Genomic DNA, 13,758 nt, shown 5'->3' with positions numbered 1-13,758 from the left:
ACAACAGGCCGGTCACCAGCACCCGCTTCGCGCCGAAGCGATCGCCGAGCAGACCGAACACAAGACGGCCACCCATGCCGGCGAGGCCTTCGACGCTGTAGATCGTCACCGCCGCGATCATCGGAATGCCGCAAGAGACAGCATAGCTCACGGTGTGGATGATCGGGCCCGAATGCGTCGCGCAGCAGAAGAAGTTTGTCGCCAGCAGAATGATGAATTGCGGCGAGCGCAGCGCCTCACCCAGCGACATCTCGGCCTGAGGCGCGGGGGGGCCGGATGGCGCTGCTGCCGACGCTGCGGCAAGCGCGGGCGGACGGCGGACAATCAGCGAGACTGGAACCATGATTCCACCGACGACCGCGGCCAGGATCAGCATCGTGGTTCGCCAGTCATGGTGCGAGACCAGCCAGGCGGCGAGCGGCGACATGGTCATCGGCGCCATGCCCATGCCGGCCGACACCAGCGACACCGCAAGACTGCGATGGGTATCGAACCAGCCGGTGACGGTCGCCATCATCGGCGCAAAGATCGCCGACGTGCCGGCCCCGATCATCACGCCGAAGAAGAACTGAAACGCGAACAGCGATTTCGCCTGGCTTGCCAGCGCCAGACTTGCCGCGATCACCACCGAGCCGGTCAACACGACCGGGAGCGGCCCATAGCGGTCGGACAGGGTGCCCCACATCATGCTGGTCACGGCCATCGCGAGAAAGCCGATGGTCATGGCGCTGGATACGCCGGTGACTGACCAGCCGGTGTCGCGCGCGATCGTCTGCAGCAGCACCGGTAGCGAAAACATGCCCCCGATGGCCACGCAGCCGAGCAACCCGCCAGCGGCAACCATCACCCAGCGATAGCGAAAATCGGTCATTCCTGGTCTCCCATGCAACGTCCGTCCGTCATGAAGACGAACGGGCGCTGCCCATGCCGACACCACAAATAGCCTATTTCCGAACTTTTTTATTCCAGGCCGGGCGGTTTGACCCGCTCAGGCAACCCTCTCCCGCATCAGATAGGCGCTGCGATCGCGCTCCTCGGCATTGACGAGGGTACGGATCCGCAGGAGGTCTTTTCGGGCAATCAGGCCGACCACGCGATGATCGGCGCGATCGACGATCGGGATGCGCCCGAGATCGGCGGACACCATGAGGTCCGCCACCCGGCCAATCACGTCATCGGGATAGGCCGAAACCGCCGACGTGTCGGAAACGAGGTCGTCAAGCGTGACGGCCTGATGCGCGCCCTCGGTACGCCAGCGCAGGACATCCGAGCGCGCCACCATGCCGGCCAGGCGCCCGTCCGCCGTAACCACCGGATAGGATTTGTGCCTCCTGACGTCCTCGCCGGTGAAGAAAGCGACCGCATCATCCACCGGCATCGTGACCGGCAACGTATCGACGTTTTTCACCATCACGTCAGCGACGCGCAGCAGTTCGAACTGGTCGATCGAGTATTCGCGCGTGATGTGCTGACCGCGGCGGGCAATCTTCTCGGTCAGGATCGACCGTTTCAACAACAGCACCGTTACGGCGAACGCGGCGCAGGTCGCCGCGAGCAGGATCGGCAGCATCTCGACATTGCCGGTCAGCTCGATCGCGAACATCACGCCGGTGAGCGGCGCGCGCATGGTGCCGCCCATCATCGCGGCCATGCCGACCAGTGCCCAGAATGACGGGCCGCCCGGCAGCATCTGGCCTTCCAGCCAGCCCAGCGAGCCGCCGAGGATCAACAGCGGCGCCAGAACGCCGCCCGAGGTACCGGAGGCCAGCGCGACTAGCCAGATGGCCGATTTGACCAGCAGCATCCGGCTGACTTCGTGGGTGGTCGGATGGCCGGAGAGCAAATCCCGGATGACATCGTAACCGACGCCCAGCGCATGCGGGTCGGCCAGGCCGCCGGCCCCGACGACCAATCCGCCCAGCATCGGCCACCACATCCAATGTAGCGGCAGGCTATCGAACAGGTCTTCGGCCGCATACAGCAGGCGCGTCATCAGCCCCGACTGGAGGCCGGCAACAATGCCAACGCCAATGGCGGCCGCCATGCCCCACATCGGCATGTTGGGATGCTCCGTAAACGGAAACAGCGGGCCGCTGCCAAACAGAAACGGACGGCAGACCTCCGAGACCATGGCCGCGGCAACGACCGGCAGGAAGCTGCGCGGCTTCCATTCGAACAACAGCAATTCGACGGCCAGCAGGACGGCCGCAATCGGCGTGCCGAAAATCGCCGTCATGCCGGCGGCCGCGCCCGCCACGAGTAGCGTCTTGCGCTCGGCCGCAGTGAGATGGAAACATTGGGCAAAAAGCGAACCGACCGCGCCGCCAGTCATGATGATCGGGCCTTCGGCACCGAACGGGCCGCCCGAGCCGATCGAAATCGCCGACGACAACGGCTTCAGCACGGCAACTTTCGGCTGCATCCGGCTGCCGCCCAGCAAAATGGCCTCGATGGCCTCCGGAATGCCGTGGCCCCTGATCTTCTCCGAGCCGAACCGCGCCATCAGACCGATAACGAGACCACCTGCCGCCGGCGCCAGCACCATCCACATGGCGCTCCGCGTGGTGTTCGCAATGATGAGGTTTTTGACGCTGAGCTGGCCGAACCAGATCAGATCGGTGACCAGCGCGATCAGCTTCAGAAGAAGCCAGGCCGTGCCGGCGCTGGCGCCGCCGACGACCAGCGCCATGCCGATCAACAGCAGAACACGATGGTCTGCCGTGAAGTCGCCGAGCTTGTTGCGATGCCGCGTAGCGACGCGGGCGGTGTCGATCGTTTGACGCATAAAAATGGCTTTTCGGGAGGGGAATCAACGTGTCTGACTACCCTGCACCGCAGCGTAGATCAAGCACCCACGTGCATGGCACCAATCGCGAATTGCGCCTAAAGTATCGTAATCCGATATAATCCACGATTATTTGGTGCGTTTTAAGCGCAATGCCGACCAATCGTCGTCAATGGCGATCTGGCTCACCGTGTCGAGGCCGTGGGCCGGTGCCACCGCGAGGCGGCGATCGCCTTTGACCTGCAAACGTTCGGCGACCGTCTTGTCGGACATGTCTTAGGGACTCACCTCTTCGGCATTGTTTGCTTCTAGCTAACCGTCGCAAAGCGAATAGGATCTTCTCAAAAAGTCGCCAGCCTTAGCTCCCTTTAACTCTTGGTGGTTTTGGCGGCCTTCGCCACAGGCGCTTTCTTCGTCGCCTTCTTACTCGTTCTTGACTGGTTGTAGTCGATCGCTGTGCGGATGAGTTTTTTCAGTGCCGTCGCGTCAACTTTGTCGCCCTCGAAGAAATCGATTGCGCGCCGTTCATTTCCGTTGAAGCCGGCATTGAAGAGCTTATCGGGGTCAGCGAGCTTGGCGCCGTACATAAGGGTCAGCTTCACCTTGTCCTTGTGGGCGTTGCCGACGGCAACGATACCGTCGCGCGACCACACCGGGCTTCCCATCCACTTCCACTCCTCGACGATCTCCTTGTCCGCCTCAAGCACCGCCTTGCGGATGCTGGCGAGAGTCTTGCCGCGCCAGTCGGCAATGCCGGCAATCAACTGATCGATCTTTTTTGATGCATCCATGGAAGCTCACGCCAATCGTTTCGAAAACACGCGCCGAACCAGGTGACCTTTCCACATCCATAGCCCCGAAAGCAACATGACAGGAAAGAACACGAACCGTGTCGGCGGCGCATAATCCGGCAGAACCTGAAACGGACTATAAATATAGCCGATAATCGGGATCGCGCAGATGATGTGAATCCAGCGAATGATCACGCGTATGGTCGAATCCTTGATCAACAATTTGGTCCCCCTGCCATCGCCGAAACGGCTTGCCTCTGCCGGCGCACCCTCAAAACGCAGTGCCGGCCTCATTCCGGCCTCGCCAACAACTGATCGAGGTTCTCGAGGAACTTCTGCCAGCCGAATTTCGCGCCGCCGAAAGCCTGCGGCTGATCGGGCCGGAAGCCCGTCTGCTCTACGCGAAGGTGGGTGCCCGCGGCGGTCCGAGTCAGCGTAAAGGTCACCACGCTTTTGAGATTGTAGGCGGCATCCGCATGTGCATGGTCCCAGGTATAGGACAGCGTCTTGTTCGGCTCGATGGCAAGAACTTCGCAATCGAGGACGCCGCCCCACTCGCCGCGAAGATTGAAGCGATGGCCCACGTCCGGCTTGAAGTCGTTCTTCATCAGCCACTCCTCGATCAGGTGCGGCTGGGTAAGCGCGCGCCAGAGCCTTTCCGGCGGAAAAGCGAAATCCCGTTCAACGACGACGGAGCGTGTTTCGGTCGCGGGCTGGTTCATTGGTCCATCCTTTTCAAGAGATCTTCGAGTTGATCGAACCGGCTCTGCCAGAATCCGGTCATCCGACTCGTCCAATCGATCAGCGGAGCCAGCGCATTGAGCTGGGCGCTATAATGTGTCTGACGGCCTTCATGACGGTCACGCACCAGCCTGGCCCGCTTCAAGACCCCGAGATGTTTTGAGACGGCCGGTTGCGAAACGCCGGAGCGCGCCGTTAGTGCCGCGACCGTCTGCTCGCCTTCGCGGCAGAGCCGCTCGAAAATCGCACGCCGGGTCGGGTCGGCCAGCGTTCGGAACAGTATATCGTGGACGTTTGGCATCTTATCAATAACTCTATGGTTATGGATTAATCTATAACCACCCAGCTATGGATTAGTCAAGCGTGTTACGGCGAATTAATTTTCCCGACAGGAAAGATTAATGCGCGCGACAGGATGCCGTAATGGGCTCGGCGTTATCTCCACATCAAGCCCATCGGCTTAACACTCTTGGAGATGTAATCATGACAGACAACACTCAACGGCCTCGCCGCCAGATCTGGTCGGCGCGGCGCCTCACGCTACTGTGTTCGGCCGCTGTGCTGGGCACGGCCCTCGTCGTGGGTGGACCGCTTGGATACGGACGGCAGGCCTTCGCCGCGACGCCGGCTCCGCAAACCGTGAACGCACCGGGACAGACCGGCTTTGGCGACCTCGTCGCGAAGGTCAAACCGGCGGTGATTTCGGTTCGCGTTCGCCTCGATGAGGGCGTCGAATCGAACAACGAAAGCGGATCGGACGACCAGGGATCCACGCCTTCCATGCCGGGCTCGCCCTTCGAAAAATTCTTCCGGCAGTTCGACGGCCAGCAAGGCCACCTGCATCGTCACCAGATGGTGACCGGCGTCGGTTCCGGATTCTTCATCTCGGCGGACGGCTATGCGGTCACCAACAATCATGTGGTCGACCATGCCAAGTCGGTCCAGGTCACCACCGATGACGGCAAGATCTACACCGCCAAGGTGATCGGCACCGATCAGAAGACCGATCTCGCGCTGATCAAGGTCGAGGGCAAGCAGGACTTCGCCTATGTCGACTTCGAGACCGCAACGCCGCGGGTCGGCGACTGGGTGGTAGCGGTCGGCAACCCCTATGGCCTCGGCGGCACGGTGACCGCCGGCATCGTCTCGGCCGAGGGCCGCGCGATCAGTTCCAGCCCCTATGACGACTATCTCCAGATCGACGCGCCCATCAACAAGGGCAACTCTGGCGGTCCGACCTTCGATACCAGCGGTAAGGTCATCGGCGTCAACACCGCGATCTATTCGCCCTCCGGCGGATCGGTCGGCATCGGGTTCGACATTCCAGCCTCGACCGTGAAGATGATCGTCGCCCAACTCAAGGATAAAGGCGTCGTGACCCGCGCCTGGCTCGGCGTACAGGTGCAACCGGTCACCGCCGGCATTGCCGAAAGCCTCGGCATGAAGAAAGCCGAAGGCGCGCTGGTGGATGAGGCCGAAGCCGACACGCCTGCTGCCAAGGCGGGAATCCAGCCCGGTGACGTCATCACTTCGGTTAATGGAAACAGCATCAAGGATTCGCGCGCGCTTGCACGTGAGATCTCCTCGATGGCGCCCGACAGTTCCGCCAAGCTCGACATCCTGCGCAAGGGAGAGGCGAAGACGGTCAACGTGACGCTGGCGAAGATGCCTGACCATTTCAAGAAGCAGGCCAAAGCCGATGAGACCGAAAACGGATCGACCCGCGGCGTCCCCCACCTCGGTTTGTCCGTGGCGCCCGCGAGCGAGGTTGCCGGTGCCGGCGACAATGGCGTCGTGGTCACCGGCGTGGATCCGGACGGCCCCGCCGCCGAGCATGGCGTGCAATCCGGCGACGTTATCCTCAGTGTCGGCGGCAAGAGCGTTGCCAGCCGCAACGAGCTTCGCCAGGCGCTGTCGCAGGCCAAATCCAACGGCAAGCACGACGTGTTGATGCAGGTGAGGACCTCCGACAACACGCACTTCATCGCCATGCCGATTGGCTAGCGCATGACGAGAGAGCCCGCCGCGGCGCACTCCAGGCGCAGCGGCGGGCGTCTTGTGCTGTAGCGTACCAACGCGCTCCCGATAAAAAATCTCTTCCACATTGTCAGTTACATCAGATGATCGAATCGATGCCGAGGTGCTCGCGCAATTTGTGCTGGCCTTTGCGGGTAAGCTCGACGGCGCGGGACTGGCGATGGCGCGACAGCCATCCGAGATCGCAGCAGCGCTGGAACAGACGCGTGCCGAGCGGCCCGGCGAGGTGATGGCGGCGCTCGGTCCAGTCGAGACACCGGCACGCCAGGCCATGCCGCCCCGGCTTCAGGTCACGCACGTCGATAGCAAAGACGGCATCGAACCACTCCGCACCGGCGCGGGTAATGTTGACGCGCTTGCCATGCCCGGCGGCGGCGATCAGCCCGCGCGTTTCCAGGGCAACTGCCATTCCCACGCCGAGTTCGCCGGCGAGATGGTCGTAGCAGGATCTCGCATAGCGAAGTGCCTGGGCCTGCGGCGAGTGCGCGACCGTATTGCGAGGCTGTGTGGCAATCAGCGACAGGCTTTCCAATGCCGCCGCCACTTGCGGTCCCGCGAGCCGATAATAGCGATGCCGGCCCTCGCGTTCGAGCGCGAGCAGGCCGCCCGCCATGAGCTTGTTCAGATGCGCGCTCGCCCCAGACGCCGAAAGACCGGCGGACGCCGCCAGCTCGCCCGCCGGCAAGGCACGGCCGTCCGCAACTGCCGCCAGAATAGCCGCGCGGGCGGGATCGCCGATCAGCGCCGCTACGGTCGCTATATCGGGATCGCCGCGCATATTTCATCCATATCTGAAACGTCGACCGCAAACAACCGCCTAAGCTCTGTTCCGCGAAAGCGAGGCCGCTCCTCGCGCGAAATCGTGAATGAGGACCTTCGATGTCACGCATCCCTATCCCGACGTTGCATGAAACGACCGTCGAAACCCGCCCAACCCTTGAGGGTGTCCGCAAGCGGTTGGGTTGGACCCCCAATTTGTTCCGCCTGATGGCAATCAGCCCCGGCACGCTCGCCGCCTTTGTCGGCCTTCAAAGCGCCCTCGCCAGGACCATGGATATCGCGACGATCGAAGCCATGGGCATGGCTGTTTCGGAAGGCAGCGGCTGCGAATATTGCTTGCAGTCGCACACATTCCTCGGCCTGCGCTTTGCAAAACTCGATTCGGCCGAGCTTGCGCTCAACCGACAGGGCACATCGCGCGATCCGAAACGGGCGGCGGCCGTTCGCTTTGCAAAGATCATCGCCGATACCCGCGGCAAGGTGAGCGATGGCGACCTTGCCGATGTGCGCGCGGCCGGATTCTCCGACGCGGAAACCATCGCGATCGCCGGCCTCGTGGCGCAGTTCCTGATGACCAACTTCATGAACAACATCGCGCGGACCGAACTCGACTTCGCCACCGATGCGACCGCCAGCAACGAAACCACGCGTGCACGCATTTCGAGATGAAGGCCGGTCGTACCGTCGCGACGACGGACGCTGATCGGCGCCATCGCCGCAAGCGCAATCGCGCGACCGAGACGCGCCGATGCCGCAGACCGCTCACCCGCAACTGTTTCAACCTCCAGAAGACCCGTCATGTCGAACATCGATCGCCGACTGAATGAGCTCGGCATCACCTTGCCAACGCCGTGGACGCTGCCACCGGGCCTCACCGTTCCGGCGAGCCTGGTGAGGGTCCGCGGCAAGCGCGTTCTGGTTTCGGGGCATGTACCAATCAACGCCGATGGGTCGGTTGCGGGTCCGTTCGGCCGCGTCGGCGCCGAAGTCTCGCCCGAGCAAGGCCATCAAGCGGCGCGCGTGGCGCTGATCGGCATTCTCGCCAGCCTGAAGGAAAAGCTCGACGATCTCGACCGGATCGCGGCATGGCTGCGCGTTTACGGCATGGTCGCGCCTGCGCCCGGCTTCTCGGCGTTCCCGGCGCTGATGAACGGCGCTTCCTCGCTGATCAGGGACGTGTTCGGCCCCGAGATCGGCGATCATGCGCGCGTCGCCATCGGCGTCGGCGCTCTGCCGTTCAACGTTCCCGTCGAGATCGAAGCGGAACTGGAATTGGCGGGACAGCCCGCCACCATGCTGACACCAGGGTGGCAGCAGCCCTCCGCTATCTTGCCTGCCGTCAATCACGGGCAGGAGAAATTGGAGATGCTGAAGACCTATTCCGGCAGTTGCCATTGCGGCGCGGTCCGTTTCGAGGCGGACCTGGATCTTTCGGCGGGTACCGGCAAGTGCAACTGCTCGATCTGCACCAAGACGCGGAACTGGGGCATCGCGATCAAGCCGGACGCGTTCCGTCTGCTGTCCGGCAAGGACGCGCTCTCCGATTACCAGTTCGGCTCGAACAGCGTGCATCATCCGTTCTGCCGGACCTGCGGCGTGCACGCCTTCGGCCACGGCCACATCAAGGAAATCGGCGGCGATTTCGTTTCCGTCCGACTGTCGGCGCTCGACAATGCCGACCCGGCGGAACTGGCAGCGGCGCCGGTCAGGTATTGCGACGGCCGCGACGACAATTGGTGGAACGAACCCGCCGAGACGCGCCATCTGTGATGGCGCGCCCACATCCGCGGGGCGCGCGCGAGCTTCACGCCGCACCCGTTGGAAGCGGACCATCTGGCCGATAGGTGTTGAGCAGGACGCCGGTTGGCGTGCTTCGCGTTGAAACCAGCGAAAGGCGGCGTGGCGGTGCGCCATGCTCGAACAGCCGCTTTCCCTTGCCGAGCACCACCGGAAAGACCCAGAGGCGGTATTCGTCGACGAGTTCGGCTGATATCAGGGTCTGCAACAAGTGGCTGCTGCCCCAGATGTGCAACACCGGCCCGTCCGATTCCTTCAGCCGGCGGAGCCCGTCGACGACGTCGCCGCTGATGGCTCGCGAGCTGTTCCAGCCGAGCCGGTCGAGGCTCTTCGTCGCGACGTATTTTGTCGCCTTGTTGAACGCCTTGCCGATCGGGTTGTCGTCTTGGTTCGGCCAGTAACCGGCGAAGATCTCGTAGGTCCGGCGGCCCAGAAGCATGTCGAACTCCTCGGTGATGATCTCGCCGATGACCTGCCTCCCGGCATCGCTCGCGAACAGCATGGCCCAGCCGCCGTGGGCAAAGCCGTCGCTCGGATCCTCCTCGGGGCCGCCGGGCGCTTGCATGACGCCGTCCAGCGACACCTGCGTGATTGCAATGATCTTTCTCACCATCTCGCTCCGTTTCTTGCGTTTCGCATCGATAGGACGAACACTGGACCGCTCCATCCGACACCCCCAAACGAATATTTTCGATGAAAGGCTGGACACGGCCCTCACCCGGCGCGTTGATCTGCAGACGGGGAACCAACCAGCAGCAAGGAAGTGCGGCATGAAGAAGCCCATCGCTCCCGCAAAGCGTCTTCGGCTGAAGCGCGTCTACGAGCCGGCCTCCTCTCGCGATGGCGTGCGCGTGCTGGTCGATCGCCTTTGGCCGCGCGGCCTGACCAAGAAGAAAGCCGCCGTCGACCACTGGATGAAGGACGTCGCCCCAAGCCCCGACTTGCGCAAGTGGTTCGGCCATGACCCCGATCGCTGGACCGAGTTCAAGCGCCGCTACAAGGACGAACTCCGCCAACATAAAGACCTGCTCGCCGATATCAGGAAACTGACCAAGCAAGGCACCGTCACGCTCTTGTTTGGCGCCCGCGACGAAGAACACAACGATGCGGTCGTGCTGCACGAGGTTCTGGCGAGAGCTGCGCGGGCACGGTAGCTAGGGGCGAGCGGCCGGTGACACCAGCCAAGCGGTGACGGCGCCACCTCGGATGGGGCCGCAATCTCCCATCATCATACAATATCAAACAGCCCGCCGTCATTGCGAGGGGACTTGTCATTCCGGGATGGTCCGAAGGACCAGACCCGGAATCTCGAGATTCTCTGATGTGCCCCGCCTCGTATGTCCATCCTAACGCTCTCGACAACACGTATCGGCACGCGCGGAATAGTGCGCACGCTCGAATGGATTGCGGGCGAGCGCTTCCGCCTTCTGGAAGTTTGGCAGCGCTAACCCTTGACGCCCCGCGCGCAATTCGAATTCACCCAGCGTCGCCCAATAGAAGGGATAACCTAGTAGATCCTCGCGTCCGGCGATGGCGCGAACTTCTTCAAGCCCGCGTTCGGGGCCCTTATGCTGGCCGACGGCGATAGCGCGATTGAGCGCCACCACCGCCGACGGCTTGATGCGCGACAGACTATCGTACAGCGTAACGACGGCGGCCCAATCCGTCTCTTCGATGCGCGGCGCGCTCGCATGCACCGACGCGATCGCCGCCTCGATCTGGTAGGCGCCGAACTCCCAGCCATGGGCGGACTTCCCGAGAAACGAATGTCCCTTCAGAATCAGGTCCTGGTCCCACTTTGATCGATCCTGAAATTCCATCGGCACAAACCCTCCCGCAGCGTTGGCGCGGGCAGGCAGGCGTGCCGCATGGAGACACATAAGAGCGGCCAGACCGTAACTCGATCCGGTCCGCGCTGGCGGATGGTCCAGGAGCAGCTCGGTCAGGTACATCGCCTCGCGGCACAAATCCACACGAATCGCGAGCTGCGGATTGGCTCCGTGATAGCCTTCGTTGAACAGGAGATAGAGTGCATGCTGCACGGTCGGAAGCCGCATAACGACGTCAGCCGGGTCCAGCTCCAGGGCGCGCTTGGACCCGGCGAGGATTTTTTTCGCCCGCACGACGCGCTTTTCAATGGCCGCATGGGTGGCGAGGAACGCAGCGGCGATTTCTCCCGTGCCAAGACCACAGAGAATCTGGAGAACTAGCGCGATCTGCGCGTCTTCGCCAATTCTGGGATGACAGCACGCGAACATCATGCGCAGTTGTCCGTCTTTGATTGCGGCCGGTTGAAACATGGCGTCCATGTCTTGCTCAACAAGCATGCCATCGTCGGCATTGGCATCGAGGAACATGCGTGAGAAGGCCCCCGCGGTCTTTTCGCGCCGCAAGATGTCGACAACGCGGTTCTTGGCCGCCGCCACGATCCATGCGGAGGGATTTTCGGGAACTCCCCGGAATTTCCAGACCTCCAGCGCGCGGCAGAGGACGTCCTGCACGACGTCCTCCGCCAACGCGAGTCGAGCCGGCCCGAAGATGCGCGTGAGAATCGCCACCATCCGGCCGGCCTCGCGCCGGAAGAGATGGTCGACCAGCGTGTCGACCTGGCCCATCAGCTCTTCATCACCAGCAATGGGCGAACTTCGACCGAGCCGCCGGACTCGAAGGTCGGGCAACCCTTGGCGAGTTCGACCGCATGCATGATGTCGTCGGCCTCGACGATCGAGTAGCCGCCGACGAAGTCCTTCGCTTCGGCGTACGGACCGTCGGTGATGCTCTTGGTCTTGCCCACGACGACCTTTCCAGTGCGTTCGAGGGGATAGCCGCGATCCGTCAGCCGCCCGCTTTCGCTGAGTTGCTTGAACCAGGCGGACCATTTCTGGATCTGCTGCTGCATTTCGGTCGGGGAAGCAGGCGCTTCCCAGCCGCGATAGAAGTACACGAATTGGCTCATTGTGCCGCTCCTTATGGTTCTGAGGTGACCCGGTGATCCCAGGCATTCCTATGACGCGAAAGCCCCGCCGTTGCGGACAATTTTCACCGCTCGTGTGCCGGCACTGACGTTCCTTTCCCTGTCGCCGCGAGTTCTACGAAGGATCGTTCGGAAACTGCCGTGTTTCAGGGGACGACCGGGAGCGATCGGTCGATTTTGGACATCGGCAACACCGCCTCGCCGCGAATACGGCCCCTCCAAACTTTGTGCAGCGAGGCAGATGTGGCGTGGCGGTCACTCGACCGAAAAGCCCGCTCGATCGGTGATGTCGCCGTCGGCCTGGACCAAAGCCTGGCCGTCGCTGGCGTGCGCGCGCAGGTTGGTCAGTGGCGTTGAGCCCTTGTCGACGACCAGTACGGCGTTGGAGCCCTGTCCGTGGGCGAGAACTTTGCCCTTGATGTCGACCGCAATCACCTTCCCGCCTTCGACCGCGTACGTCGTAACTTTGGCGCCATGAGTGGCGAGGTTGCCGCGGACGACAAGTTTCTCGACGACTCCGCCGGGCTTCACGCTGAAGGCCTCGGCCGGAAGCTGCATGTTCACCCCCTTAACCAGCGTATTACCGATCGAGCCATGCGTCGTCACGCCTTCGTCGACCACGATCGTGCCCACGGGCTTGCTCACCTGGATGCCGATTGAGCCATCGCCGAAGGTCTCGATGGATTTGAAGCGAATATTGCGCACGGTGCCGTCGTACTGGTTGAATCCGCGCGCACCCAGGCCGTGTGTCACGACTTCGGCCTCAGCGACGAAATCCTCCACAGTGCCGAAGTTGACGAAGCCGATGCCGCTCGGCCCATATGAGACCACCGGCGCGTGCGCGATCCACCGATCCACCGTGCCCCAGGTGTCCAGCACCATGTCATTGACGCCATAGGTGACAATTTCACCGAAGTGCTCGACGCGTTTGGCGTGGACGCCATAAACGATGAAGACGCCGGCCGTGATGATGTCCGCCGTGCCGTAAGGCAGCATCCCGGTGGAATAGACCGCGCCGGTCGTGAGCGTTTTGAGCTCCACCAGCCCGCTTTGGTCGCCGAATCCGCTGACGAAAATGCCGGAGCCCAATACTGGAGCATTGCGCGCTCCGACAGTGACGTTTGTCAGGGACGCCTTCAGCCGGGCGTTCGCATCGCCATTGAAGTTGTAGACGGTCAATGCCCCCTGGTACACGTTGACGCCATATTTCTGCGGCTGCTCGCTGTAGCGGCGGCTATCGCAGGCGGCAATGTGCAGTCCGTCCACGACGAGGTCCAGATTATCGGTTCCCGCGCGAATGAGAATCGAAACCTGTCCCGTCACGGTGAGGTCGCTGAGGGCAATGGTGCCCATGTCCGATATCCCGGCCTGCGTGTAGATTGCGCGGGCACTGGGCATAGCAATGATGGTGATGCCCGAAACCTGGTTGTTGGCGGTCAGCCCGATACCGTCTCCGTTGCTGAAACTGAGGACGCACCGGTCCTTATCCTTCCCCGTCAGCGAATATCCCGGCGGCAGCGCGATCGAATAGGGACAGGCTACCGAAGTCTGAAGATCGAGGTTGCGAGGCTCTGCGCCAGACAGTGCGGACATCAGCGTCGCGAGGGATGTGATGGGCGTGCTGGGACTTCTCACAAGAGCCTCCTTCAGTTGCCGCGAGGATTTGAACTCAAGGACGAGGTAAGACTATCGGTAACGATCGCTCGATTTTTGGGGAATGTCAGAAGTTTTGTGTAAGAGGCCCCCGTGATGGTGGTTGCGGTCAGCGAACTGACCCTCGATAGTCAGTTCGCTGACCGAGGAAATCGGTCACCGAACTGGATGGCAAATTGCCCCATGGCGTTGGTCCATTC

The 13,758-nt window shown here is 62.4% G+C and carries 16 protein-coding genes and 1 pseudogene; 5 read left to right on the top strand and 12 right to left on the bottom strand.

What is annotated here, in order from left to right; translation table 11 throughout:
* The 7 genes from M6D32_RS21060 to M6D32_RS21030 form a co-directional block, all read right to left on the bottom strand.
* Nucleotides 1-871, bottom strand: an 871-nt coding sequence (locus M6D32_RS21060) for an MFS transporter (protein WP_298259836.1), incomplete at its 3' end; no start/stop codon positions are given.
* A 117-nt stretch (nt 872-988) separates the two neighbouring features.
* The gene (locus tag M6D32_RS21055) at nt 989-2,785 is read right to left on the bottom strand and encodes a chloride channel protein (protein WP_298259834.1); all 1,797 of its coding nucleotides are present in this window, start codon (nt 2,783-2,785) and stop codon (nt 989-991) included.
* 129 nt (nt 2,786-2,914) lie between these two features.
* The gene (locus M6D32_RS21050) at nt 2,915-3,058 is read right to left on the bottom strand and encodes a hypothetical protein (RefSeq protein ID WP_298259832.1); all 144 of its coding nucleotides are present in this window, start codon (nt 3,056-3,058) and stop codon (nt 2,915-2,917) included.
* Nucleotides 3,059-3,153: 95 nt separating this feature from the next.
* Nucleotides 3,154-3,576, bottom strand: coding sequence for a DUF1801 domain-containing protein (locus tag M6D32_RS21045; protein ID WP_298259830.1), 423 nt, complete (start codon nt 3,574-3,576; stop codon nt 3,154-3,156).
* Between the two features lie 6 nt (nt 3,577-3,582).
* The gene (locus tag M6D32_RS21040) at nt 3,583-3,870 is read right to left on the bottom strand and encodes a hypothetical protein (protein WP_298259828.1); all 288 of its coding nucleotides are present in this window, start codon (nt 3,868-3,870) and stop codon (nt 3,583-3,585) included.
* A complete protein-coding gene (locus tag M6D32_RS21035) occupies nt 3,867-4,298 on the bottom strand; it encodes an SRPBCC domain-containing protein (RefSeq protein ID WP_298259826.1) in 432 nt (143 codons plus the stop codon). The genes M6D32_RS21040 and M6D32_RS21035 overlap by 4 nt, the downstream gene beginning before the upstream one ends.
* Nucleotides 4,295-4,618 (bottom strand): metalloregulator ArsR/SmtB family transcription factor, encoded by a 324-nt coding sequence (locus M6D32_RS21030; RefSeq protein WP_298259824.1) that lies wholly within the window; start codon nt 4,616-4,618, stop codon nt 4,295-4,297. The genes M6D32_RS21035 and M6D32_RS21030 overlap by 4 nt, the downstream gene beginning before the upstream one ends.
* A gap of 182 nt (nt 4,619-4,800) precedes the next feature.
* Here M6D32_RS21030 and M6D32_RS21025 point away from each other — a divergent pair, with 182 nt between their 5' ends.
* Nucleotides 4,801-6,321, top strand: a complete 1,521-nt coding sequence (locus M6D32_RS21025) for a Do family serine endopeptidase (RefSeq protein ID WP_298259822.1) — start codon at nt 4,801-4,803, stop codon at nt 6,319-6,321.
* A gap of 112 nt (nt 6,322-6,433) precedes the next feature.
* Here M6D32_RS21025 and M6D32_RS21020 read toward each other — a convergent pair whose 3' ends face one another.
* Nucleotides 6,434-7,132 (bottom strand): helix-turn-helix domain-containing protein, encoded by a 699-nt coding sequence (locus M6D32_RS21020; protein ID WP_298259820.1) that lies wholly within the window; start codon nt 7,130-7,132, stop codon nt 6,434-6,436.
* A 101-nt stretch (nt 7,133-7,233) separates the two neighbouring features.
* On the opposite strand from M6D32_RS21020, the gene M6D32_RS21015 reads away from it, so the two are divergent.
* From M6D32_RS21015 to M6D32_RS21005, 3 genes and pseudogenes are all read left to right on the top strand, one after another.
* Entirely contained in the window at nt 7,234-7,803 is a 570-nt protein-coding gene (locus tag M6D32_RS21015; RefSeq protein WP_298259818.1) for a carboxymuconolactone decarboxylase family protein, read from the top strand.
* A gap of 129 nt (nt 7,804-7,932) precedes the next feature.
* Nucleotides 7,933-8,379 (top strand): annotated as a pseudogene (locus M6D32_RS21010) (RidA family protein); the annotation flags it as partial.
* 120 nt (nt 8,380-8,499) lie between these two features.
* Nucleotides 8,500-8,904 carry a GFA family protein gene (locus M6D32_RS21005; protein WP_298259838.1) on the top strand — a complete coding sequence of 135 codons (405 nt, stop codon included), beginning with the start codon at nt 8,500-8,502 and terminating at the stop codon, nt 8,902-8,904.
* A 34-nt stretch (nt 8,905-8,938) separates the two neighbouring features.
* Here M6D32_RS21005 and M6D32_RS21000 read toward each other — a convergent pair whose 3' ends face one another.
* A complete protein-coding gene (locus M6D32_RS21000; RefSeq protein ID WP_298259816.1) occupies nt 8,939-9,544 on the bottom strand; it encodes a dihydrofolate reductase family protein in 606 nt (201 codons plus the stop codon).
* Nucleotides 9,545-9,701: 157 nt separating this feature from the next.
* Between M6D32_RS21000 and M6D32_RS20995 the strand changes: the two genes are divergently transcribed.
* Entirely contained in the window at nt 9,702-10,085 is a 384-nt protein-coding gene (locus M6D32_RS20995) for a DUF488 domain-containing protein (protein ID WP_298259814.1), read from the top strand.
* A gap of 192 nt (nt 10,086-10,277) precedes the next feature.
* Here the strand turns inward: M6D32_RS20995 and M6D32_RS20990 are convergent, their stop codons facing one another.
* The 3 genes from M6D32_RS20990 to M6D32_RS20980 form a co-directional block, all read right to left on the bottom strand.
* Complete coding sequence (locus tag M6D32_RS20990; RefSeq protein ID WP_298259812.1) at nt 10,278-11,546, bottom strand: DUF6596 domain-containing protein; 1,269 nt, start codon at nt 11,544-11,546, stop codon at nt 10,278-10,280.
* Complete coding sequence (locus tag M6D32_RS20985; RefSeq protein ID WP_298259810.1) at nt 11,546-11,887, bottom strand: YciI family protein; 342 nt, start codon at nt 11,885-11,887, stop codon at nt 11,546-11,548. Before M6D32_RS20985 ends, M6D32_RS20990 begins: the two co-directional genes overlap by 1 nt.
* A 273-nt stretch (nt 11,888-12,160) precedes the next feature.
* Nucleotides 12,161-13,498 (bottom strand): hypothetical protein, encoded by a 1,338-nt coding sequence (locus tag M6D32_RS20980; protein WP_298259809.1) that lies wholly within the window; start codon nt 13,496-13,498, stop codon nt 12,161-12,163.
* Nucleotides 13,499-13,758: the final 260 nt, after the last annotated feature.

It is taken from the genome of Bradyrhizobium sp. (assembly GCF_027307225.1).
In the GTDB taxonomy this organism is placed as follows: Bacteria; Pseudomonadota; Alphaproteobacteria; order Rhizobiales; family Xanthobacteraceae; genus Bradyrhizobium.
This window is presented reverse-complemented; position numbering and strand designations above follow the sequence as displayed.

What these genes read in the sequence shown, in the direction of transcription:
- M6D32_RS21055 (WP_298259834.1), bottom strand. Translation starts at nt 2,785, where the DNA reads ATGCGTCAAACGATCGACACCGCCCGCGTCGCTACGCGGCATCGCAAC.
- M6D32_RS21050 (WP_298259832.1), bottom strand. Translation starts at nt 3,058, where the DNA reads ATGTCCGACAAGACGGTCGCCGAACGTTTGCAGGTCAAAGGCGATCGC.
- M6D32_RS21045 (WP_298259830.1), bottom strand. Translation starts at nt 3,576, where the DNA reads ATGGATGCATCAAAAAAGATCGATCAGTTGATTGCCGGCATTGCCGAC.
- M6D32_RS21040 (WP_298259828.1), bottom strand. Translation starts at nt 3,870, where the DNA reads ATGAGGCCGGCACTGCGTTTTGAGGGTGCGCCGGCAGAGGCAAGCCGT.
- M6D32_RS21035 (WP_298259826.1), bottom strand. Translation starts at nt 4,298, where the DNA reads ATGAACCAGCCCGCGACCGAAACACGCTCCGTCGTCGTTGAACGGGAT.
- M6D32_RS21030 (WP_298259824.1), bottom strand. Translation starts at nt 4,618, where the DNA reads ATGCCAAACGTCCACGATATACTGTTCCGAACGCTGGCCGACCCGACC.
- M6D32_RS21025 (WP_298259822.1), top strand. Translation starts at nt 4,801, where the DNA reads ATGACAGACAACACTCAACGGCCTCGCCGCCAGATCTGGTCGGCGCGG.
- M6D32_RS21020 (WP_298259820.1), bottom strand. Translation starts at nt 7,132, where the DNA reads ATGCGCGGCGATCCCGATATAGCGACCGTAGCGGCGCTGATCGGCGAT.
- M6D32_RS21015 (WP_298259818.1), top strand. Translation starts at nt 7,234, where the DNA reads ATGTCACGCATCCCTATCCCGACGTTGCATGAAACGACCGTCGAAACC.
- M6D32_RS21005 (WP_298259838.1), top strand. Translation starts at nt 8,500, where the DNA reads ATGCTGAAGACCTATTCCGGCAGTTGCCATTGCGGCGCGGTCCGTTTC.
- M6D32_RS21000 (WP_298259816.1), bottom strand. Translation starts at nt 9,544, where the DNA reads ATGGTGAGAAAGATCATTGCAATCACGCAGGTGTCGCTGGACGGCGTC.
- M6D32_RS20995 (WP_298259814.1), top strand. Translation starts at nt 9,702, where the DNA reads ATGAAGAAGCCCATCGCTCCCGCAAAGCGTCTTCGGCTGAAGCGCGTC.
- M6D32_RS20990 (WP_298259812.1), bottom strand. Translation starts at nt 11,546, where the DNA reads ATGGGCCAGGTCGACACGCTGGTCGACCATCTCTTCCGGCGCGAGGCC.
- M6D32_RS20985 (WP_298259810.1), bottom strand. Translation starts at nt 11,887, where the DNA reads ATGAGCCAATTCGTGTACTTCTATCGCGGCTGGGAAGCGCCTGCTTCC.
- M6D32_RS20980 (WP_298259809.1), bottom strand. Translation starts at nt 13,498, where the DNA reads ATGTCCGCACTGTCTGGCGCAGAGCCTCGCAACCTCGATCTTCAGACT.